Origin of the sequence: Bradyrhizobium barranii subsp. barranii, assembly GCF_017565645.3 — a bacterium.
Lineage (GTDB): Bacteria > Pseudomonadota > Alphaproteobacteria > Rhizobiales > Xanthobacteraceae > Bradyrhizobium > Bradyrhizobium barranii.
Genome location: NZ_CP086136.1, coordinates 6,657,678 through 6,678,492 on the forward strand (window position 1 = coordinate 6,657,678; position 20,815 = coordinate 6,678,492).

16 protein-coding genes, 1 tRNA gene and 3 pseudogenes are annotated in these 20,815 nt (G+C 63.2%); 2 read left to right on the plus strand and 18 right to left on the minus strand.

Annotation, left to right across the window (positions count from 1 at the left end; all coding sequences use genetic code 11):
• Positions 1 to 101: 101 nt before the first annotated feature.
• The 11 genes and pseudogenes from J4G43_RS32495 to J4G43_RS32545 all read right to left on the minus strand — a co-directional run bounded on the left by J4G43_RS32495 (position 102) and on the right by J4G43_RS32545 (position 10,728).
• Positions 102 to 1,307, minus strand: coding sequence for an MFS transporter (locus J4G43_RS32495; protein WP_208087448.1), 1,206 nt, complete (start codon positions 1,305 to 1,307; stop codon positions 102 to 104).
• Positions 1,308 to 1,452: 145 nt separating this feature from the next.
• A complete protein-coding gene (locus J4G43_RS32500; protein ID WP_208087449.1) occupies positions 1,453 to 2,280 on the minus strand; it encodes a 3-oxoadipate:acetyl-CoA acetyltransferase in 828 nt (275 codons plus the stop codon).
• Between the two features lie 121 nt (positions 2,281 to 2,401).
• Positions 2,402 to 3,790, minus strand: coding sequence for an MFS transporter (locus J4G43_RS32505; protein WP_208087450.1), 1,389 nt, complete (start codon positions 3,788 to 3,790; stop codon positions 2,402 to 2,404).
• Between the two features lie 475 nt (positions 3,791 to 4,265).
• The gene (locus J4G43_RS32510; protein WP_208087451.1) at positions 4,266 to 5,582 is read right to left on the minus strand and encodes an NAD(P)/FAD-dependent oxidoreductase; all 1,317 of its coding nucleotides are present in this window, start codon (positions 5,580 to 5,582) and stop codon (positions 4,266 to 4,268) included.
• Between the two features lie 59 nt (positions 5,583 to 5,641).
• The gene (locus J4G43_RS32515) at positions 5,642 to 6,847 is read right to left on the minus strand and encodes an NAD(P)/FAD-dependent oxidoreductase (RefSeq protein WP_249814664.1); all 1,206 of its coding nucleotides are present in this window, start codon (positions 6,845 to 6,847) and stop codon (positions 5,642 to 5,644) included.
• 197 nt (positions 6,848 to 7,044) lie between these two features.
• Entirely contained in the window at positions 7,045 to 7,284 is a 240-nt protein-coding gene (locus J4G43_RS32520; protein ID WP_408581369.1) for an ATP-binding cassette domain-containing protein, read from the minus strand.
• 413 nt (positions 7,285 to 7,697) lie between these two features.
• A pseudogene (locus J4G43_RS32525) lies at positions 7,698 to 8,219 on the minus strand (amino acid ABC transporter ATP-binding protein); the annotation flags it as partial.
• Positions 8,216 to 9,034, minus strand: coding sequence for an amino acid ABC transporter permease (locus J4G43_RS32530; protein WP_225005245.1), 819 nt, complete (start codon positions 9,032 to 9,034; stop codon positions 8,216 to 8,218). The gene J4G43_RS32530 and the pseudogene J4G43_RS32525, both read right to left, overlap by 4 nt.
• A complete protein-coding gene (locus J4G43_RS32535; protein ID WP_208087453.1) occupies positions 9,031 to 9,747 on the minus strand; it encodes an amino acid ABC transporter permease in 717 nt (238 codons plus the stop codon). The genes J4G43_RS32530 and J4G43_RS32535 overlap by 4 nt, the downstream gene beginning before the upstream one ends.
• 17 nt (positions 9,748 to 9,764) lie before the next feature.
• Positions 9,765 to 10,523: a transporter substrate-binding domain-containing protein gene (locus J4G43_RS32540; protein WP_224517324.1), complete on the minus strand. Its 759-nt coding sequence runs from the start codon at positions 10,521 to 10,523 to the stop codon at positions 9,765 to 9,767.
• Positions 10,524 to 10,530: 7 nt separating this feature from the next.
• A complete protein-coding gene (locus J4G43_RS32545; RefSeq protein WP_208089620.1) occupies positions 10,531 to 10,728 on the minus strand; it encodes a hypothetical protein in 198 nt (65 codons plus the stop codon).
• A gap of 63 nt (positions 10,729 to 10,791) precedes the next feature.
• Here J4G43_RS32545 and J4G43_RS32550 point away from each other — a divergent pair, with 63 nt between their 5' ends.
• Positions 10,792 to 11,562, plus strand: a complete 771-nt coding sequence (locus tag J4G43_RS32550) for an IclR family transcriptional regulator (protein ID WP_208087455.1) — start codon at positions 10,792 to 10,794, stop codon at positions 11,560 to 11,562.
• 124 nt (positions 11,563 to 11,686) lie between these two features.
• Here the strand turns inward: J4G43_RS32550 and J4G43_RS32555 are convergent, their stop codons facing one another.
• From J4G43_RS32555 to J4G43_RS32580, 6 genes and pseudogenes are all read right to left on the minus strand, one after another.
• Positions 11,687 to 11,890, minus strand: coding sequence for a hypothetical protein (locus J4G43_RS32555; protein WP_063986285.1), 204 nt, complete (start codon positions 11,888 to 11,890; stop codon positions 11,687 to 11,689).
• 236 nt (positions 11,891 to 12,126) lie between these two features.
• Positions 12,127 to 12,294 (minus strand): annotated as a pseudogene (locus tag J4G43_RS32560) (GDP-L-fucose synthase); the annotation flags it as partial.
• Between the two features lie 50 nt (positions 12,295 to 12,344).
• Positions 12,345 to 12,701 (minus strand): annotated as a pseudogene (locus J4G43_RS32565) (DUF1109 domain-containing protein); the annotation flags it as partial.
• A gap of 382 nt (positions 12,702 to 13,083) precedes the next feature.
• Positions 13,084 to 15,240 (minus strand): vWA domain-containing protein, encoded by a 2,157-nt coding sequence (locus J4G43_RS32570; protein ID WP_225005248.1) that lies wholly within the window; start codon positions 15,238 to 15,240, stop codon positions 13,084 to 13,086.
• Positions 15,230 to 15,820: an RNA polymerase sigma factor gene (locus J4G43_RS32575; protein WP_208087457.1), complete on the minus strand. Its 591-nt coding sequence runs from the start codon at positions 15,818 to 15,820 to the stop codon at positions 15,230 to 15,232. The genes J4G43_RS32570 and J4G43_RS32575 overlap by 11 nt, the downstream gene beginning before the upstream one ends.
• Before the next feature lie 554 nt (positions 15,821 to 16,374).
• Positions 16,375 to 16,448: transfer RNA gene (locus J4G43_RS32580), tRNA-Gly, on the minus strand.
• 166 nt (positions 16,449 to 16,614) lie between these two features.
• Here J4G43_RS32580 and J4G43_RS32585 point away from each other — a divergent pair.
• Positions 16,615 to 17,744, plus strand: a protein-coding gene (locus J4G43_RS32585; RefSeq protein WP_129557670.1) for an IS3-like element ISRj2 family transposase whose coding sequence is annotated in 2 segments (ribosomal slippage) — positions 16,615 to 16,867 and positions 16,867 to 17,744 — 1,131 coding nt in all. Because the reading frame shifts where the segments join, the coding sequence is not laid out codon by codon here.
• 402 nt (positions 17,745 to 18,146) lie between these two features.
• On the opposite strand, the gene J4G43_RS32590 is transcribed toward J4G43_RS32585, so the two are convergent.
• Complete coding sequence (locus tag J4G43_RS32590) at positions 18,147 to 20,561, minus strand: ATP-binding protein (protein ID WP_208087458.1); 2,415 nt, start codon at positions 20,559 to 20,561, stop codon at positions 18,147 to 18,149.
• Positions 20,562 to 20,815 lie beyond the last annotated feature (254 nt).

Sequence of the window (20,815 nt, forward strand, 5' to 3'; positions counted from 1 at the left end):
CTAGCGGGTTCCCCCCGCTTTTGCTGTGGCGGCCGGGCGACACTCGGTGAAAACGAATAGGAAGCGACCGGCAACTCGCGGCAACCGACGTGCCGCCGACCTCACACCACACCGGCTGCGGCCACCTGCGGTCGGCGGCGGCCGAGCAGAACCAGGATCAGCACCGCTGCGCAGGAACAGACGAAGGTGAGACCGAGCGCGCCGCGGCTGCCGAACTGGGTGAGCAGGCCGGCAAGAACGGGCGGCGAGATCGCGGAGGCCAGATTGAGCGGCAGCGCGATCATCGACGACGCCTTGGCGAACTCGGCCTGATCGTAGAACACCAGCGGTATCGTCGCCCGCGCCACCGCCATGGCACCGCTGCCGGCGCCATAGAGCAGGATGAAGACCGCGACCGCCCAGGTCGCCCCCTCGCTCAGCATCAAGAGCAGCATGGCAACGGGCAGCGCCGTGCCGGCGACAAGCCCCGTCGTGATGCCGTCCCAGCGCCCGCCGCCGAGGAAATCGAGCCCGCGGGCGCTGACCTGGATCACGCCGAGCATCGAGCCGAAGGCGATCGCCTGCGCCGGCGCTAGCCCCTCGGCCCGCAGCAATTCGATGAAAACGGCACTCAGGCCGAAAGTGACGAAGGCATTGACGGTGATCGCGGCGACGACGAGGCCGAACGTGCTCCGCGGAATCGACAGCGCATTGGCCTGTGTTGCGGGAGCGGTGCCCCCCTCCTTCGCGACGGCCCGGCGCGGAGTTGCGAAAGCATAAAGCGGAAGCGAAACGAGAAACAGCATGGCGGCGTAGACGAGGCAGGTGCCGCGCCAACCGAAATGGCCGCTCAGGAACGAGGTGGTCGGCCAGAAGATGCTGCCGGACAGTCCCGTCACCAGCATGAGCGCGCCAATCGCGCTCTTGGCCTGTCGCCCGGCGACCTCGTTGAGCATGATATAGGCGCCGGTCGACAGCGTGGCGCTGCTGCCCATGCCGAGGATGACCCAGGCCACGAAATAGAGCATCGGCTCGTGCGCAAAATACAGAAGGACATAGCCCGGCACGGCCACGACGGTGCCCACCATCATCACCTTGCGTGCGCCGTGCCGCGCAAAAGCCTTCGCTAGCCAAGGCGCGCAAAGGCCCATGGTGACATAGAGCGTCGAGGTGCCCGCAAACACCATCGGGAGGCTCATGCCCAGATCGGCCGCGAGGTCGCGGCCCACGATCGGCGGAAGGCCGATCGTGCCCCATCCAATGAGCTGGGTGATTGCAAGCACCAGCAGGACCCCGATGAGCCTGCCGTCAGATTTCAAGAACCGCATTCCGATCGTCGCCTGCCCCAGCTGCATGCGTGCGCACAGACACGTCATAGCGGGAACCTTGATAACGGAAGTCTTGGCGCAGCGGAACGCCGGCCGCCGAATGGCAGAAGACGGCCGGGAGCATGTCAGCAGGAGGCAGTAGCCCCTACCCCGCGAGCCCGAGCAAGGATCGCGCCTCGGCCGCGGTCGCGACGCGCCGGCCGTGGCGCGCGACAGCCTCGCCGGCGATGGTCACGAGCTCAGCATTGCTGGCGGCCAGGCGGGTCTTGTCGATCCTGATATTGTCCTCGAGCCCGGTGCGCACCGCGTCGGCGCCGCGCGCAAGCGCCCAGCCCATGACCTCGGCCTGATGGCGTCCGATCCCGGCCGCCGTCCACGTCGCTTTCGGGATCAGCCGCTTCAGCTCTCCCAGGAGGATGTCGAGGACATGCTCGTCGGCGGGCATCGCGTTCTTGACGCCCATGACGAATTGCACGTGCGGACGCGAGTCCATCAGCCCTGCCTCGATCAGACGCCGCGCACCGTGTAGATGCGACAGATCGAAGATCTCGATTTCCGGGCGGATGCCATTTGTCTTCATGCCGGTCGCGAGAGTCTCGACCAGGGCGGCGCCGTTCTCATAGACGATCGTCGGAAAGTTCACCGATCCTGTCGACAGCGAGGCCATGTCCGGCTTCAGATAAAGCGATGATCCCCGCGCCGAGGGATCGCGGCCCCGCCCGCCGGTCGAGAACTGAACGATCATCCCCGGACAATGCTTTTTGATCCCCTCCTGCACCTGCGCGAAGCGCGCGGGGTCGGAGGACGGCGTCTCGTCATCGTTGCGAACATGGATATGGGCAAGCGCGGCGCCGGCCTCGAAGGCCTCCTGCGTCGACTCGATCTGCTCGGACGGCAAGATCGGCACCGCGGGATTGTCCTTCTTGCGCGGAACGGAGCCGGTGATGGCGACAGCAACAACAACGGGGTTCATCCCTTGACCTCATGATGATCGCGCTTGCGCGCACAAAGATTCAAATTGGCAATCTCGTAACGCATCGAGCCCTGCCGCTGCAAACATCATCGATCGCAGCGGCAGGCTCCTTGCGTGCCCTTCAGGTCGGAATTGCGGCCGCACCGCTCGCCGCCTCCGCACGCTGCCGCTCATAGTCGGCCCGCGGCATCGGAACGGCCTTGGGATTGCCGAGATCGTCGATACTGACCCGAAAGGTCTCCCGGGCCGTGACGGCCGCCAGCGCCGCGATGACAGTGATACCGAAGGCGATCGCTCCCACCGTCAAGGGGATATTGTCCGAGCCGGGAGGCGCCACGGTCGCAAACAGGGCCGGAAGCAACGCGGTGATGGTCGTTCCGATGTTCTGCGAGATCGCCATCGCCGACACCCGCGTGCGGGTCGGAAACAGCTCCGGGTAGAAGCTCGGGAAGATCGCGTTGTAGCCCTGATAGACGACGCCCCACATCAGCAGCGACACCAGGATCGCCAGCGGCACATTCCTGATGCTGATGGCATAGAGATAGACGAAGGCAAGCAAGCCTGAGAGCAGCGCGCCCACGATGATCGGAGGCTTGCGACCGACCTTGTCGGAGAGATTGCCGACGAAGGGAATGACGAATATGGCCAGCATATTTCCGAGGACCGGGATCCACAGATAGACGTCCTTGGCAAAACCGATGCCATAGGCCGGCTGCACCGCGTAGGCCGCTGTCGCAACGACCGGGATGACGTTCATCAGAGCCATGCAGATGACCCTGAGCATGTCGCGCCAGCTCAGCTTAATGGCCTGAACAATGGGCGACCGCGGCGTTTCTCCCCGTGCGCCCTCTTGCGCAAAGGCAGGGGTTTCGTCGACTTCGCGACGAATGATGTAGCCTGCGACAATGACGAAGAAGCTGAGCAGGAACGGAATCCGCCATCCCCAGCTATTGAATGCGTCGGTCGGCATGTAGGCCGCCAGCGGCAGGAACACGGCTGCCGCGAGGATTTGTCCGGCCTGCACGCCCTGAAGGGCGAAACTGGCATAGAAGCCGCGCCGGCCGAACGGCGCATGCTCCAGGATCATCGAGCTCGCGCCGGAGATTTCACCGGCCACCGCAAATCCCTGCACAAGGCGCAGGATGACGAGCAGGATCGGCGCCAGGATGCCGACCTGCTGATAGGTCGGTAGAAAACCCACCGCCATCGTCGAGATGCCCATCAGGAACATGCAGACGATGAGAACGGTCTTGCGGCCATGGGTGTCGCCCCAATGTCCGAGAACGAAAGCCCCGATCGGCCGGGCCACATATCCCACACCATAGGTCGCCAGCGATGCGACGATGGCGACGGTGGGATTTTCCGACGGGAAGAAGATTTGCGGGAAGATCAGCGACGCGGCGGTCGCGTAGATGAAGAAGTCATAATATTCGAGAGCCGAACCGATCCAGCCGCTGGCAGCGGCCTTCCTGGACTGACTCATGTGACGGATCGTGCGAGTCGTGGTCATCGCAGAAAATTCCTCCACTGGGTTTGCTGACGTCCCGTTGTCGGGCTTCGCTAGAAATTGGGCAGCATTCTCCGGGCGCTCTGCCGACTTCCGCGAGCGCTTGTCACTGCCGATGGGTATCCGATTGGTCGCGACAATAGGCTTTCGCCGGGCTAACACAATTACCCAGTTATGCGATAAACCTAACATGATGTTATTTTCGCCGGACTTGAACAGAGTTGGCGATTGTGCGCCGATCAGCAGCGCTCCGGCGGAGACGCGTCGTCGACATCCGACGCAGAGACGACCAGATATTTTCAGACCGTCCGTTCAAAACACGCTTTTCGCCACAAGCGCACGCTGGGCTCGCTTCTCCCATGCCAGCAAGATTGCCCGCATCAGACAGCGCGACTGTGTGTGGGAGACCGGCCGCCGCCGTCTGCCACGAGAAGAGCTCCCGTGACGACTACACCTTGTTTGGCGTGGGCATCAAAAATCAGGCGGCCCTCTTCAAGCGCTTGAAGCGCTCCATCCGGAAGGGTGCGGGATCTACGCAAGGCGTCGAACCGGTCACGAGATCGGCCATCAGGGCGCCGGCGCCAGGACCGATACCGAAGCCGTGGCCCGAGAAGCCGGTCGCGAGATAGAAGCCTGGAACGGAGCCGACCGGAGCGATAACTGGAACGGCATCCGGCGTGACATCCATCAGGCCAGCCCACATTTGCGTGATCTTGGCGTCGCGGAACGCCGGGAAGGCTTCGCACAGATGGGTGACGCCGCCATGGACGAACCGCAGCGACGGATCGGGATCAAGAATGCGGACATGCTCGAAAGGACTAACCTCATCACTCTTCCAGCTGCGGGCCATTTTCACCTCGCGAACGAACTGACCGCCGATGCGAAGCGTCAGTTCGTTCCAGCTCTTGATGAGCGTCGGCGTATAGTCGCAGAACAATCGGAAACTGTCCGGCGTAATCGGGGCGACGTTCGCGTTGCGCTGGGCGACGGTGAACCCGCCATCCAGACGGCGGCGGAAAGCGAAGTTGCCCGCACCAACGGCAAAATCCGGAACGCCCTCGATCGAAGAAACGCGGGCGACGCTGCCGAGGATCTTCAGGACCGGAAGATCGATGTCCATGTTGCCGGCGAAGAGGCGCGACCAAGCCCCTCCCGCCAGCACGACGGACGAACAGCGGATCTCGCCGCGCTCGGTGACACAGCCGCTCACCCTGCCCGCCGATCGCTCGATGGAACGGACCGCGCAGTTGGTGAGGATATGCACCCCTTTCGCGGCCGCGCCGCGCGCGATTGCAGGGACGGCGATAAACGGCTCCGCCTTGCCGTCGCTCGGCGTATGCAGCGCGGCACGGAACGGTTTCGCCATACCCGGCATGAGCGTCTTCAGCGCCTCGCCCCTTACGAAGCGAGAGTCGAGATCGAAAGACTTGGCGTGTTTCAACCACTCGTCATACATCGCAACGTCGGCATCCGTGTCGCAGAGATAGGCGATGCCGGCCTGCCGAAAGCCGGTTTCGCCGCCGATACGCTCGTTCATGCCGCGCCAGAGCCGAACACTCTCGATCGCGAGCGGCAACTCGGCCGGATCGCGCCCCATTTGGCGTACCCAGCCCCAGTTTCGCGACGACTGCTCTGCTCCGATCAATCCCTTTTCGCACAGGGCAACGGAGACGCCACGCTCAACCAGCGAAAGCGCGGTCGACACGCCGATGATGCCGCCGCCGATCACGACGACGTCCACATACGCAGGCAGCTCCTGCGGCGCGACGACAAGATCGGGAATAATCCTGGACACGTGGTCCTCCTTGAAACGGGTACGCGGAAGGCGAGCCGGGCCGGATGTGCCGCCCGGGCTCAGTGTCCCGGACGGTCGAGGAAATCGCGCAGGCGATACCAGCCGGCAAAGAGCGGCACGAACCAGGGCTTGCCAGAATAGAAGGGCACGGCCGTGAATGTCTCGCGATCGAAGGCCGATGGCATGTTCTGCTCGCCGAGAATTTTGCGTGCTGTCTGGTAGCCGAGAAAGGTCATCAGCGCGACGCCGTTGCCATTGCAACCAGCCGCGAAATCCGCGCCGTCGCGAGCCCCGAGATGGGCTATCTTGTCGACGGTCATGGCCACGCGCCCGCTCCAGGCATGAGTGATCTTCACGCCCGCAAGCTGCGGCCAGATGGCCAGCATGCGCGCATAAAGCCGCTTCGCGGCCAGCTTGTCGGGCATGTCGAAGACGCCCGGGCGTGAACCGAACAGAAGCCGTGTCCCGTCAGGCGACGGCCTGGCGTAGATCAAATCACGGCGTGTGTCGGACACCATGCGGGCCTGCGGAACGAGCTCGGCCAGGAGATCGGCCGGCAGCGGCGCGGTGGCAATCTGATAGCTCTTGACCGGCACGATACGGCTGGCGAGGCCAGGCGTCGCATCGGCGGCGGTGTAACCGTTCGTGGTTGCGACCACGTGGGCAGCCCGGATGGCACCTCGAGCGGTCGGCACGATCTTCTCTCCTTTCGCACCATCCTGCACCATACCCGCGCGCGCATGCGAGCGCAGCATGACGCCGGCGGCGCGCGCCCGGTCGCGCAGCGCCTTGTGATACTTGCCCGGATGCAGACCGCCATATTCGTCGATCACCATGCCGCCGTGATAATAGTCCGAACCGATCGCCGATCGCTGATGCGCGCGATCGAGGAAATGTACGGTCACGCCGGTCTGTTCCGCCAGAAGCATGCCATGCCGCTTCAGGGTTTCGTAATCGCCCGCGGCGTGGGCGCCGAAAAAGCGGCCGCTGAGCGCAAGCCCCGCATCCAGCTTCTCCGTCTCGACCAGCATCTTCAGATACTCGAAGCTCTCGTTGCTCTCGCCGATCAGGCGCGAGAAGAGCACGGGATCGATTCCCTTGATCGCACCACTAACCACCAGCTTCTGGCCACTCGACACCATCCCGCCCGAACGCGTCGAGGCTCCCTCCCCGATCCGGTCACCGTCGATGACGACGACAGAGCGCCCGGCGCGCGCCAGACGAGTCGCTGCATTCAACCCGGCATAGCCCGAGCCGATGACCACGACGTCGGCTCGCTCCGGCAGCGGATCGAGATCGGTCTCCGGTTCCGCGGCCTCCCACCAGTAAGGCGTCTCCTTGAAGTCCTTGGCGTAGATGTCGTCAAAACGAGGCATGATGTATTGGGCCTTCCGGCTCACCTTTCATTTTCATTGCACGTGGGATGGCCGCACCACGCAGCGCGTCCGCCCCGGTGGTGCGATCAGAGAACCTGACCGAGGAATTCGCGCGTGCGCGGGTCTCGCGGATTGTCGAAGAGTTCCGCAGGAGGCGCACTTTCCACGATCAGACCACGATCGGTGAAACAAACGCGTTGCGAGACTTCCCGGGCGAACTTCATCTCGTGCGTCACGAGAATGCAGGTGAGGCCCTCCTCCACCAGTTCGCGGATCGCGAACAGCACGTCCTTTACCGTTTCGGGATCGAACTGCGCCTTGTACATGCGCTGCGACCAGAGCTCCGCGCGCGAGCCTTTGCGACTTGGGGGGCAATGGCAAGCTGGCTATCTACGCGCGCAGCAGCGTAATGACGTTCTTGTTCGGGCGAAACTGACGCGAGCGATTAGCAAGGGGGCGCGCGCGTGTGGAGATGATGTGGAAGTCGTGTTCGGATATCTGGATGACGCCGCCTGTTATCCGAACGAAGCGCTCGCTCCCATTTGATTGACTGGTTTCGCTTCGGCTTTCGCTCTGCGATCCTTGGCTTGTCAGAGAGCCGCATGTTTTCCAGTTGCACGAGGTCAGCAAAGAGACTGGCGAAATCACTAACGTCCAACTCAAGCGCATTCCCGCTTCGTCGTCTCCGCCGCTGATATGAACGTATTGCCAGTTGTGCTCAAAAATCGTTTTCCAACGCCGCAGCCGTCACCTCGTCGAACAGGATCGCTTCCGGCTGCATCGCGAGTGCGCGGGCGATTGCCACGCGCTGCTGCTGGCCGCCGGACAGCTGCCCCGGGTAGCTGTCCGCCTTCTCCGAGAGCCGCACCTTCTTCAGGAGCTTGCGGGCCCGCTCCTCGACTTCGGCGCGATCGTGTCCGAGAACCTGGATCGGCGCCATCATGATGTTTTCCAGTGCCGTACGATGCGGGAAAAGATTGTACTGCTGGAACACCATCGCGACCTGATGGCGCAGCACCCGCATCTGCTTTTCCGACCTCATTTCATGCACACGGTGTGCGCCGACGCGGACAAAGCCTTCGTCCACGGGAATCAGGCCGTTGATGCAGCGCAGAATGGTGGACTTTCCCGACCCGGAAGGACCGATAATGCAGACTGCCTCGCCCTTCTGCACGAACATCGAAATGCCCTTGAGAACAGGGACGTCACCGAAGGACTTGCGGACGTTGTCGAGCTCGATCAGCGCGTCGATGCGGTTCACAGGCTTTCTCCCTTCACGGCGCGTTCCAACCGGCGCGCGACGACCGCGATCGGATAGCAATAGGCGATGAACAGGAAGAGGATGGTCAAATAGAAGTAGACGATCACGCGCTCGTTCTCCATGGCGAGCAAAGTATTCAGAATTGTCAGCACGTCCTGGATACCGGTCACCGTGGCGAGCGCTGTCGCGATCATCAGCAACGCGTAGGAATTCATCCAGCCCGTGATCATGCGCCGCAGCGCCTGTGGCATGATCACGTGGCGATAGATCTGGCCGGTGCCATAGCCGAGCGAACGTGCCGCTTCCCACTGACCGCTGTGAATGGACTGAACGGCGCCCCGGATCACCTCGGAGAAATTCGCCGCCGTCGGCAGCGCAAGGCCAATCACGGCCTTCACGAATGGCGGGAACGCAATGGTCGTGCCGAAGACATGCATCTCAAACGGCAGGAAATAGAGCGTTGCAAAAAGCAGAACGAGCCAGGGTGAATTGCGCAGGAAATTCATCAGCAGAAGAGACGGGACCCGGATCGGTCCGAACCTGGCGAGCGTCGCAAGACCCATGATCGTACCGAGCACCGTCGCCAGTGCCATGGAGGCGATCGAGAGAATGATATTGAGGGCAAAGCCGCCCGTGATCGGCCAGCCGGATGCCGAGCCGGTGAGAAGCAGAGGAAGCCGCGCCAGCACGCGGCTCCAGTGCGCCGAGCCGCCCGCCGCCGCATCGACCCCGATCCAGACGGCCACGCCAAAGGCGATCAGCAGCAGAACGGCGCGCTTCTTTCCGTCATAGGAGAGCATGGAGCCCGCGATCAATGCCCCCTCCCGTAACCTGGGAAGGCCATGAAGGCTTCGAGCCTCGCCATTGCAAATGTGAGGATCGACACCAGCACCACATATATGAGGAGGACCAGAATCATGACCTCCAGCGTGCGGAACGTGTCATTGTAGATCTGCCCGGCGTAGTACATCAGTTCCGGCACGGTGATGACGGATGCCTGCGACGTCGTCTTGAAGAGGTTGGTCAGGATGTTCGTCAGTCCCGGCAGGCAGATGCGGGTGGCGATCGGCGCCTCGATGCGCCAGAAGCGGGCCCATCGGCCGTACCCCAGCGACCGCGCCGCATCGATGATCGACCGCGGCATGGTTTCGATGCCGGAGCGGAAGGCTTCGGTCGCCAGCGCCCCGCCGAAGAGGCTGAGCGAAATCGCAGCACAGGCGAAGGCACTGAGAAGCGGAACCGATAATCCCGTCGACGGATCGGTCACCCTGAGGCCGAGGTTCGAGAAGGTGAAATAGGCAAACAACATCTGCAACAGCGGCGGCGTGTTGCGGAACACCTCGACGAACAGCTCGATCAGGGCATCGAGCCAGAAAATCCGCAGCGTGAGCCCGAGGGCCCCGAGCATCCCGATGAGGATGGCGGCCGCCGATGAGAGCGCCGCCAGATTCAGCGTGTTGACAACACCGGTCAGCAGCCATTGCTGGTACGCAGGATCCGCGAGCCAGGAATAGTCGAGTCCGAACAAAGGCCGCTCCGTGTGCGTCAGTTCTTCTTCGCGACCGCAGCCTTCGCCCGCGCGGCGATGTAGTCGGAGTGCGGCATGCCGAACTCGGTCTCCCACGCAATCAGCTTGCCTTCGGCCTCGGCCTTCGCGATGGCCTTGTCGACGGCTTCGTGGAATTCCGTGTCTCCCTTGCGGAGGCCGCCGGCCATCGGCTGGAATTCATACGGCGCCACCGCGATCTTGTAGCTCGCCCAATCGGGCTCCTTGAGCTTCTGCTGAAGCGTCATGTCGTCAAAGACGAAGCCGATGCAACGATTGTCCTTCAACGCGCGATAGGCTTCCGGCTGGGTCTTGAAGGCCACGAGATTGATGCCGAATTCCTCGGTCATCTTCTTGTTGTAGTAGGAGCCCTGGATACCGCAGACCGACTTGCCCTTCAGCTCTTCCCACTTGGAGACCGTCGCTTCCTTGGCCGCCAGCACGGACGGGCCGGCAGCGGAAACGTATTCCGTCGTGAAGTCGATGACCTTGGCGCGCTCGGCCGTGACGCCGAGCGTGGCGAAGATCGCATCGATGCGGCCGGCGGTCAGGAATTCGATGCGATTGGACGCGACGACAGGCACGAGCTCGATCTTGTCCTCGGAGCCAAGGAGCTCCTTGGCAACGTACTTCGCAAGCGAGACCTCGAAGCCGACGATGTCGCCCTTGTCGTTCAGAAAACCATAGGGCACGTAATCATTCTTCACGCCGACGACGAGCTTGCCGCGCGCCTTGACGTTCTCAAGCGTGCCCGCCACGGCGGCGCTACCAGCGAAAATGGCAGCGAGCGCAACAGCGGAAACGCCCATCATCGTTTTGAAGCCTGTCATCCTGTTCCTCTGGATAAATCACGGCCTTCCAGCGCTGTTGCCACAGCGCCGCGTCAGCCATCAGCTTTGCGAATGCAGAAATCAGGTCGCTCAAAAAATATGCATCAATCTCAAGCGACCTAATTTTCATCATTGGAGACGCATCCTTCTCAATGTACAAGTTATTGAGACCGCTTTTTTCATGATGTGAGATTATATGCCGGTGATCGCCCAACCGCCCTCCGGTGGAGCCCAGTTGCTCGACCGGACCGTCATCCTGCTGGATCTCGTCGCCGATGGCGGCGTCGAGGGCCTATCGCTCAAGGACCTGGCGGCCCGCTCCGGGCTAAACACCGCCACCTGTCACCGCATCCTCAACACGCTGGTCGGTCACAAGCTGCTTGCCCGCGACGACAAAAAACGGCGCTACAGGTTGGGTGCACGCATGGCGATCTACGGCGTCCGCGCGGCTCGCGGCCCCGGCATCATCAGCCGCTGCGAGATCGCGCTGTCCCGGCTCAGGCGCCGCACCGGCGACACGACCCATCTGATGGCCCGCTTCAACCACGATTCCGTTTGTCTCGACCGGCGCGACGGCGAATGCATCGTGCCGACGCTGACGGGATCGATCGGCGGCTTCGTCCCCCTCGGCGTGGGCCCGGGCTCGATCGCAATGCTCGCATTCCTGGACGAGGACGAGCAGGACTACATCATCCGCGCCAACCTCGGGCGCTACGCGTCCTATCGCAACCTCACCGAGAACAAGGTTCGACAGCTGATCGCCGACACCCGTCGCCGCGGTTACGCGGTGGATGTGGGCGAGCTCATTCCCGGCATTGCCGGAGTTGGATTGCCGATCATGACGCCGGGCGAAAAGCCGGGCGCGGCGCTCAGTTTCACGCTGCTCTGCGCCAAGCTGACGCCGGGCGTCCTCGAACATTACGGCGCCCTCCTGAAAGAGGAAATCGACGCCATCGTCGGTCAGTAGGAAGGATCAGGGTGGCGTGGCGACGGCCGGAAACAGGTTAGCGGATCTTGTTCACGTAGGGATGATGCGCAGTCGTGGCGCGGTACTCGCTCAGGATCACAAGCGCACGGGCTTGATCGTATCCCTAGCTTCCCAGCGCATTCTCGCCGGCTTCGCGACCGGGCACGCTGACATGCACCTCATGCCCCTGACGGATCGCCAGGGAGGCGGCAGCGACCGCGGACTCGAACGCGGCTTCCTTGGTCGCGTATTTGCTTTTGACGTCGCCGTCATGCAGCACGCCCCATTCGTCCTCGACCGGCACGATCGCGTATTGAGCAAGGCCCATGGTGCAACTCCTCGATATCCAGCGCTGCGTGACCTGCGGATGGGCCGCCGTCACCCGCCACACGGTGTTGCCGCTGTCGTCGGCGAAGAGCAGTGCGCCAGTCTTGTCGATGGCGACAGCATCGGATGACCCGCGATTTGCGCGGTGGAGCGCACGCGCACGGCTTGTTGCACGGTCGGCCTCGTGTGGCTTTTCGCCCTACCCGACCGGCCAACTCTTGCTTGCGGTGAAGGTTCCTACTCTCGCGCCGCCACCGGCGCGCCGGCCTGATACGCCGCATAGGCGCACTTCAAGCCATCGTGAAGCGAGGTCGTGGCACGCCAGCCGAGCTTGGCGAGACGGCTGACGTCGAGCAGTTTGCGCGGCGTTCGATCGGGACGCGAGCTATCGACTCTGATATCGCCGCACGCATTTGTCGCGGTATCGAGTTCGACGTCGGTATTGACGCAACACCTCACCACCGCAGTAGCCGCGGCCCGAGCGCGGCCCCCGCCAGAGTGCACACCACGATCGTTCCACCATACCAGAGCGCGACAAAGGGCAGCGAATCGTCGGTGCAGTGAAGCGCGTAGCCCACTGCGCTGATGCTGCCAGCGACAAGACCGGCGAACGCCCCTGCGCGGCGCAGGTCGGTCGGTGCCGCCTGACGCACCGCCCACATCGTTAGCGCAAATGGCACAATGGCGATGATCGGGATCGACACCAGACATTCCAACCACGCGTCACCCGCAACCATTCGGTCCCAGTGCGACACCGGCGCCGAACCGATGCTGATGAGCGCCAGCGCCGCGATCAGCAGAAACGGCAGGACGACGACCGCCATGCTGTGCTTCAGGACATGACAGCTCGAAATTTCATGGCCGCAAAATTCCACGGGCGGGACGGATTGAGAAGCCCCCTGGTTCTGAATTCGGCGACGGTCGGCGATCAGTTACATCACGCCCTCGTGAGGATCGACGCGTGTGAGCCGAGAGCGCGAGTCTCTTGGTGACAATTCACGCGTCCGCTTTCTGGTTTGGATGTGGCACACGGCGTTGACACCGCCTAAGCGCTACCATCCAGCGAGCTGTGGCGGCACGAAATTTTCCGCCTTGATGGCTTCGCATCGCGTTGGGAGGCCCGGAAGCGGAGGCAACTTTGCTCCGCTTCCTATCGATGCCGGAATGGGCGCGCTGGCCTAAATCGAAGAGTGATCACGGTCGCAGCGGCTGCATCGCGCTCGCAGTTTTGGCCGCGCGCACCAACTGAAGGAACTCGGAGCGATAGCCGTAAGGATCGTCGCCGCGCGCGGCCGAGGCGATACGGAGCACGTCGTCATAGCCGAACCGGCCGGTGTGCTTTCCGCCACGTAGAATCTCGCCGAACGCGGCAACACTGGTTGCAAAGCGGGCATCGAGTGGCGCGTCCTCGAAGCGGCCATGTTCCGATGCGCGATCGACGGGGGTGCTGACCAGCACGCTTTGATCGGATCGCGGCAGCTTGTAGCGGATCTTGACGAAGGCATATTCGGCCGGCGACGGTGAGTCGCTCGCCGGGGCTTGCGCACCGTATCTGAGATCGTCGACCACGCGAGGCCCGCCGACAGGCACGATGTCGTAGAGCGCCGTCACGGTTTGCCCCGAGCCGACGTCGCCGGCATCGACTTTGTCATTTGAGAAATCGTCGCGATTGAGAAGTCGCGTCTCGTAGCCGATGAGGCGATATTCGGCGACGGTTGCCGGATTGAACTCGACCTGGATCTTCACATCCTTGCCGATCGGAAACAGCGTCGAACTTGCCTCTTCGACTAGCACCTTGCGTGCCTCGTTGATCGTATCAATGTAGGCAGCGACGCCGTTGCCGTTCTGCGCCAGCGTCTGCGCCAGCGCGTCGTTGTAATTGCCGGCACCAACGCCGAGCACGGACAGGAAAATGCCCTTTTCACGTTGACGCTCGACGAAACCTTTCAATTCATCCTTGTTCGTAATTCCGACATTGAAGTCGCCGTCGGTGGCGAGGATGACACGATTGACGCCGCTGGCGTCAAAATTCTGCTCTGCAAGCGCATAGGCTTGCCTGATGCCTTCGGCACCCGCCGTGCTGCCACCCGCCTCGAGCCGATCGATCGTCGCCAGGATTTTCGCTTTCTCGGACACGGAAGTGGGCTCGAGCGCCGTGCCGGCATTTCCGGCATAGGTCACGATCGCGATGCAGTCCTCGGGTTTCAGCTGGGTAACGAGCATGGCGAGCGACTGCTTCACGAGCGGCAACCGGTTCTGCGGCCCCATCGAGCCCGATGTATCGATCAGGAAGACGAGATTCGCGCGCGGTCGGCTCGTCTGTTGCAGCGCATAACCTTTGACGCCAATGCGAATGAGCTTGCGGCCTTCCGCCCAGGGGTTCGGAAACACGGCAACGTTGGCCCGGAACGGTTCGCTCGCCGATGCGGGGGCTTCATAGGCATAGGGAAAGTAATTGATCAGCTCCTCGGTGCGAACGGACGCGGCCGGCGGCAGGACATTGCGGTTGAGCTGTGCGCGGACGAACGCGTACGACGCCGTATCGACATCAATGGAGAATGTCGAGACGGGTGCATCGCGCGCGAGCTTGAAGGCGTTTTCCGGCGCATTCGCAAACTTGTCGCGGCCGACAGGCTCGGACGCAGCAGGAGCGTGCTCGCGCTGGTCCCGAAGGACTTCGACCTGCGACAGCAGCTGCGCAGACGGCGCGCGCGCGTGCATTTGATCGTTCCGGCTTCTAAGAGCGTACATTTCTGACGGTGCCCCCGGCATGAGACCCTGCACCCGGCCGGGCGCCGCCGTGGAAGATGCCTGAGGAGCGAACCGGCCGGCGATCTGATTTTCCACGCGCGGCTTGGCGGGAGGCGGCGCCGCGGCAGCCGAAGGCGCGGCGGCTTCCTGGCTGGGCTTTCCGGCCTGAGTGGCGGTTTGGGTTTGCGTTTGCGGCTGGGCCTGGCTTTCGCTTTCCTGCTTTGCTTGCACTGTCGAAGGAGCTTGAGCGACGTCGTTGCTCGCCACCTTCTGTTCGACGGGTGCAGCGACGTCCTGCGACTGCGGCGACCGCATGAGATGGAGATAGGCGCCCGATCCGGCAACAATGGAGGCCAGGCTGGCGGCCAGGAGATATCGCGTACGCTTCATGACAGTCCTCTCGCGTAACGGCCGCAAGGACGCGGCGGTTCGCTCGATGAGACGGATGTCGGTCGGCATTCCTTGGCTGTCGTCGGCATTTTTTTCCTCGGCGCTTTTTTGATCGAAGCGCAGCAGCGCCTGTTGCACAGCCGAGGCACGCGCGTCCGGCGCAGGCGGCGGAGGCTCGGGCAAACGCATGATGTCGTGATCAGTACTCATCGCCAATGTCCTTCGCGAGACCCGCCTGTCGCCTCACCTCGTGCATGCGGCCGGAGATGGTCGACTCGGAGACGCCCAGGGCTGTCGCCGCCTCCGCGTGCGTCATGCCTTCGCCGACCACAAGCACGACCGTTTCCCGCAGCAGCGGCGAAAGCCGCGCCAGCTCGCTCGCGAGCCAGCTGCGACGAAAGAGATCCCGGCCATCCGGCGGCGCCGCCATTTCGGCAAGAACGGCGAGATGGCCCTTCAGGCGCGTCAACGTCGAATGACGCCGATGGTGGTCATGGCAGGCGTTGCGCACGATACCGACCAGCCAGGTTGTGAACTTCGCCTCCCCCCTGAAAGAAGCGATCCGTTCCACCAGCGCGCAGCAGACATCCTGACAAATGTCCTGCGCGTCAGTCCGGGAGCCGGTCATACGCCACGCAACGCGGTGCATCAGGTCGTAGTGACGCCGCAACAAGGCTTCGAATGCAGCACGGTTGCCCTGCGTGGCCAGACTGACGAGGTCGTCATCCGTGGCGCCGCCATCCGGCGGCTCAGTCACCTCTGCGGTCATAAGCTGAATGGCGCCCCCCATGCCCTTTCCTCAAAGCCGACAGGATTGAGCAAAACAATTGGGACCGTTACCCGGTCCCCCGGGCAGTCCCGTCCTGGACCGCGACCGCATGCGCTTTATCATAGTAGTTCCACCCATAAGCCGGGGCGCCGGGAGGAGATTTTCCGGGCATTCACGAATTGAGACGAACGAGACGCCGGAATCCTTGGCCAGGTTTGAAAAAATTTCCGGACCGCGCAACACCAGGGCCTTACAGCGCTCTGTGGCGGCAGCAACGCAAGCATCGTGGCGGCGAACACGATCCGGGCGACCATGCCCAGGATTTTCAGGCGGGTCGGCGTGGCCCGGTCCAATTAGCCTCGCTTCAGCCGGTCGCACACCGGCGAAGGCCAGGAGGGGGGTCGCCAACCGGGATTCTGACTGGTTGCCTTTCGCGGTTCTTATCCAGTGCGGGGAATACGAAAGCTATCAAGAGAGACGCGAAACAGCCGATCGGGAAGCGAGCATCAGAACGTGTAAAGCAGCCGATTTGTCAGACTGAAATCTGACCCCTCTCGCAAAATCTTCGAAAAATTTGGAGCGGGTGAAGGGAATCGAACCCTCGTATTCAGCTTGGAAGGCTGCTGCTCTACCATTGAGCTACACCCGCATCACTGGCTCCCTAACACGACCGGGCGGCAGTCTCAACTGCTCCGGACCGGACTTTCCCGCCTTGCGGACAGGCTAGAGAGCTGGCCCCGCAAATTCGGACAGTAGCTTGAGTGGATTTTCTGCCTGACAGCGGCGAGGATTCTTGCTGCGAATCAGGAGCGAAGATGACGAAGAAGAGCCGCCGGACGCATTCTCCGGCATTCAAGGCGAAGGTTGCTTTGGCTGCGGTCAAAGGCGACAAGACACTGGCGGAGCTGGCGCAACTGTTTGATGTTCATCCGAACCAGATCACGATCTGGAAAAACCAGCTCCTGGAAGGCGCCGCCGGCGTGTTTGGGCATGACAAGACATCGGCCGAGACGCCGGTCGATTTGAAGGCGTTACATGCCAAGATCGGCGAGCTGGCGTTGGAAAACGATTTTTTGTCCGGCGCGCTCACCAAGGCGGGCCTGCTGAGCGCAAAGCGATGATCGACCGCGATCATGATCTTTCTATCGTGCGCCAGGCGAAGGTCCTGAAGCTGGCTCGCAGCACGGTCTACTATGAACCTCGGCCAGTTTCGGCCGAGGACCTTGCCTTGATGCGTCGGCTCGATGAGCTGCATCTCGATTATCCCTTCGCGGGAGCGCGTATGCTGCGATCGTTGCTGCGGCGGGAGGGCGTATACGCCGGTCGCCGCCACATCGCGACGCTGATGAAGCGCATGGGGATCGAGGCGGTCTATCGTCGCCCGAACACGAGCAAGCCGGCTCCGGGTCACAAGATCTACCCGTACCTGTTGCGCGGATTGAAGATCGAGCGGCCCGACCATGCGTGGGCAATGGACATCACCTACATTCCGATGCGGCGTGGCTTCGTCTATCTCGCGGCGGTCGTCGATGTGTTCAGCCGACGGGTCCTGGCCCATCGCGTCTCGATCACAATGGAGGCGGCCTTCTGCGTCGAAGCGGTCCAGGAGGCGTTGGCGAAGCACGGCAGGCCCGAGATTTTCAACACGGATCAGGGCAGCCAGTTCACCAGCCTCGAGTTCACCGATGTGCTGCTGGACGCGAAGATCGCCATCAGCATGGACGGCAAGGGCGCCTGGCGCGACAACGTGTTTGTCGAGCGGCTCTGGCGCACGGTCAAATACGAAGAAGTATATCTCCGCGCCTACGACAGCGTGTCCGAGGCGCGAGCGTCAATTGCCAAGTATCTGGCCTTCTACAATCAGGGACGCCCTCACTCGAGCCTTGACGGGCGCACGCCCGACGAGGCTTACTTCGGCACGCAAGCTATGGTGATGGCCGCATGACCGTCGCCGACGGTTTTGTCGTCGCTCTGGTCGGGCTACGCCCTCCCGACGCAACGACAAAACCGTAAAGCCCCGCGTTCAGCATAACCCGGCAGGAATCCACTTAAATCCAGCGGGGCGCTGTCCAAACAACCGGGGCCAGCTCTCTAGTTCCCACCCCGGGGCGCCCCTTAACGGCGGCGGGATTTCGTCCTATATTCAGAGTCCCGAAACCAACGAAAGGAGGTGATCCAGTGTCTTATCTCAAGCGCTGTCACCTCGCTGGGATCGCCCGCTAGGCTTTGACGAAAGGCTTGGCATCGGGGCGCTCTCAGCCCTGGACCAGCGAGCAAGAAATCGGGCGCGACGGGGCCTCCCCGCCGCGCCTTTTTCGTGGGTGGCGCCTGCATGGATGAGCTCCGCTCAGGCCGGCGGCTTGCCTGCAAGCACCTCGCGGATCTTCTGCGACAGCTCCGATTTCCGGTACCGCTTCCTGAGCAGTGCCAGGCCGGGATCGAGATGTCCTTCGTGGACGATGGTGTCGTCGGTATAGCCGGAGGTGTAGAGCACGCTCGCCCCCGGCCGGCGGAGCCGGACGGCTTCGGCCAATTCCCGTCCGTTCATGCCGCCGGGCATGATGATGTCCGTGAACAGGAGATCGAATTTGACGCCCTGGTCGACCAGCGCAAGCGCGGCTGCGCCGTCGCTGGCGGCGAGCGTGCGATAGCCGAGGGTGCCGAGCTGGGCGATGACATAGCCCTGCACCAGCGGATCGTCCTCGACCACGAGGATCGTCTCGTGCCCGCGTGCCGCCGCGGGCGGCTGAACCGGCGCCGTCCTGGCCGGCGCCTCGCCCTTCGACCGCGGCAGGAACAGCCGCATCACCGTGCCGCGCCCCTCCTCGCTCTCGATGACGACGGTCCCGCCGGTCTGGCGGGCAAAGCCGTAGACCATGCTCAGCCCAAGTCCGGTGCCGCGGCCGACGCCCTTGGTGGTGAAGAACGGCTCGAACACGCGCTCGCGGATATCTGCCGGGATGCCATGACCGGTGTCGGCCACCGCGATCATCACGAAGGCGCCGCGCATGACATCGCCGTCGCCGGCACCGCTGGTGCCGTCGAGCTCGCGGTTTGCGGTCTCCAGCGTGAGCCGGCCGCCGCCCGGCATCGCGTCACGCGCATTGACGGCGAGATTGACGATCGCCGACGAGAGCTGCGACGGATCTGCCATCGCGGACCAGGCGTCGTCCGCGAGCCGGGTCACGATCTCGATATGCTCGCCGAGGATCGGCTTGAGCAGCTTCGCGGTTTCGACCACGAGTGCGTTGACGTCGATGTCGCGGGGCTCCAGCGGCTGGCGGCGCGCGAAGGTCAGGAGCTGCGAGGTGATCTCGGCGCCGCGCGCCGCCGCATCGTCGATCAGTTGTGCGATCGCGGCGAACTCGGGCTTGTCCGCAAGCCCCTCCTGGATGATCTCGATGGTGCCGGTGATGACCGTGAGCACGTTGTTGAAGTCGTGAGCGACGCCGCCGGTGAGCTGACCGATCGCGTCCATCTTTTGGGATTGGCGCAGCCGCTCCTCGGCCTCGTGCTGCACCGTGAGGTCGGTGGCCGACCCGCGATAGCCCATGAAGCGTCCGTCCGCCGCGAAGATCGGCTGGCCGTTGACGTTGAAATGATGCATGCGGCCGGCCACGTCGCGCCCGCGATACTCGAACTTCCGGAACGGCTCGTGGCGGTCCAAGGTCGCCACGTGCGCGCGCCATTTCTCAGGCTCGGCGTCGCGGTCGGAGGCGGCATCTGTGCGGTGCTTGCCGACCAGCGCCTTGTTGTCCATGCCGAAGGCGCCGGCCCGGTCGGATACGTAGGTGAAGCGATGATCCGGTCCGGTCTCCCAGAACCAGTCGGACGCGGTCTCGGCATAGTCGCGGAAACGCTCTTCACTGGCACGCGCGTCCTCTTCGGCGCGCCGGCGGATATTCAGGTCGCGCTCGAGATTTGCGTTGGCCTCGCGCAGCTCGCCATAGGCGCGCTCGAGGTTCGCGCACATCGCGTTGAAGGCGTCGATCACCTTGTCCAGCTCGTCGGGATCGCGGGGCGGCCGGCGCTCGAGGTGCAAAGGCGGCGGCGGCCGCGACAGGCTGTATTGGCCGACGAACTCGGCGATGGCGGCCAGATGCCGCGTCACCAGCAGATGGAACATGTAGATGATGAACAGCGAGACGACAAAGGTCTTCGCGGCCTGGCTTGCCAGGATGACCAGGGCCCGGTTCAGCAATTGCTGATAGACCTCGGCCAGCGTCGCCTCGACATGGAGCACGCCGATCGGGCGTGACGTCCCCTGGACGCTGTAGTACAGCGGATAGTCGCGTGTCACGGCTGAGCGGGTGCTCGGCTCACCGACCGCGACACGGATCGGATTGGGACGATCGGCGATCTCGCGCACCTCGGCGGCGCGGATGTCGGGCAGCCGCAGGATGCCGTCGAGCTGGAGCTTGAGCTGGTTCTGGTCGAGATTCCACAGGCTCTCGCCGAGGCTGCCGGTCGTGCTGCGGCCGATCTCGTCGAGCCGCGTCTCGATGACACCGACCTCGCGGTCGTAGTCGAGATAGAGCTGAAGGGCGGTCAGCATCAGCGTGACGATCGAGGAGAACAGCAGCACGGCGGCCAGCAGGCGCGGCCCGACGCCGCTGCGCGACCAGTTGAAGATCCGCGACAGCAGCGCTCCGATCATCCCTGGCGCAAATGCAGCGCCGATCCCGTTCAAATCCTGCTTCGCGGCCGCCGGGGGACCGGCGCGACTGCTGCGCTTGGAGTCCTCGTCGCCTGCGTTGCCCATGCACCACGTCCCCGGAATGGCGGCACCCTGCTCCGGACGGCGGATCGCAGCCGCGAGCAATTCGACAGTTGAAATTCTCTCATCACGCGACCTGCGTGGCGATCCTGCCGGCCCATGGGCGGCTTGGCGGGGTCTTGTCTTGCGCCCAGCAGCAGGATTCTCGCGCAAACTATCACTTCGCGTACTGGAATGACATTGGTTAAATTCCGCAGTCGTCTGCAAGACAAGCGAGCGGTGCGGCCGCCACACGGGTG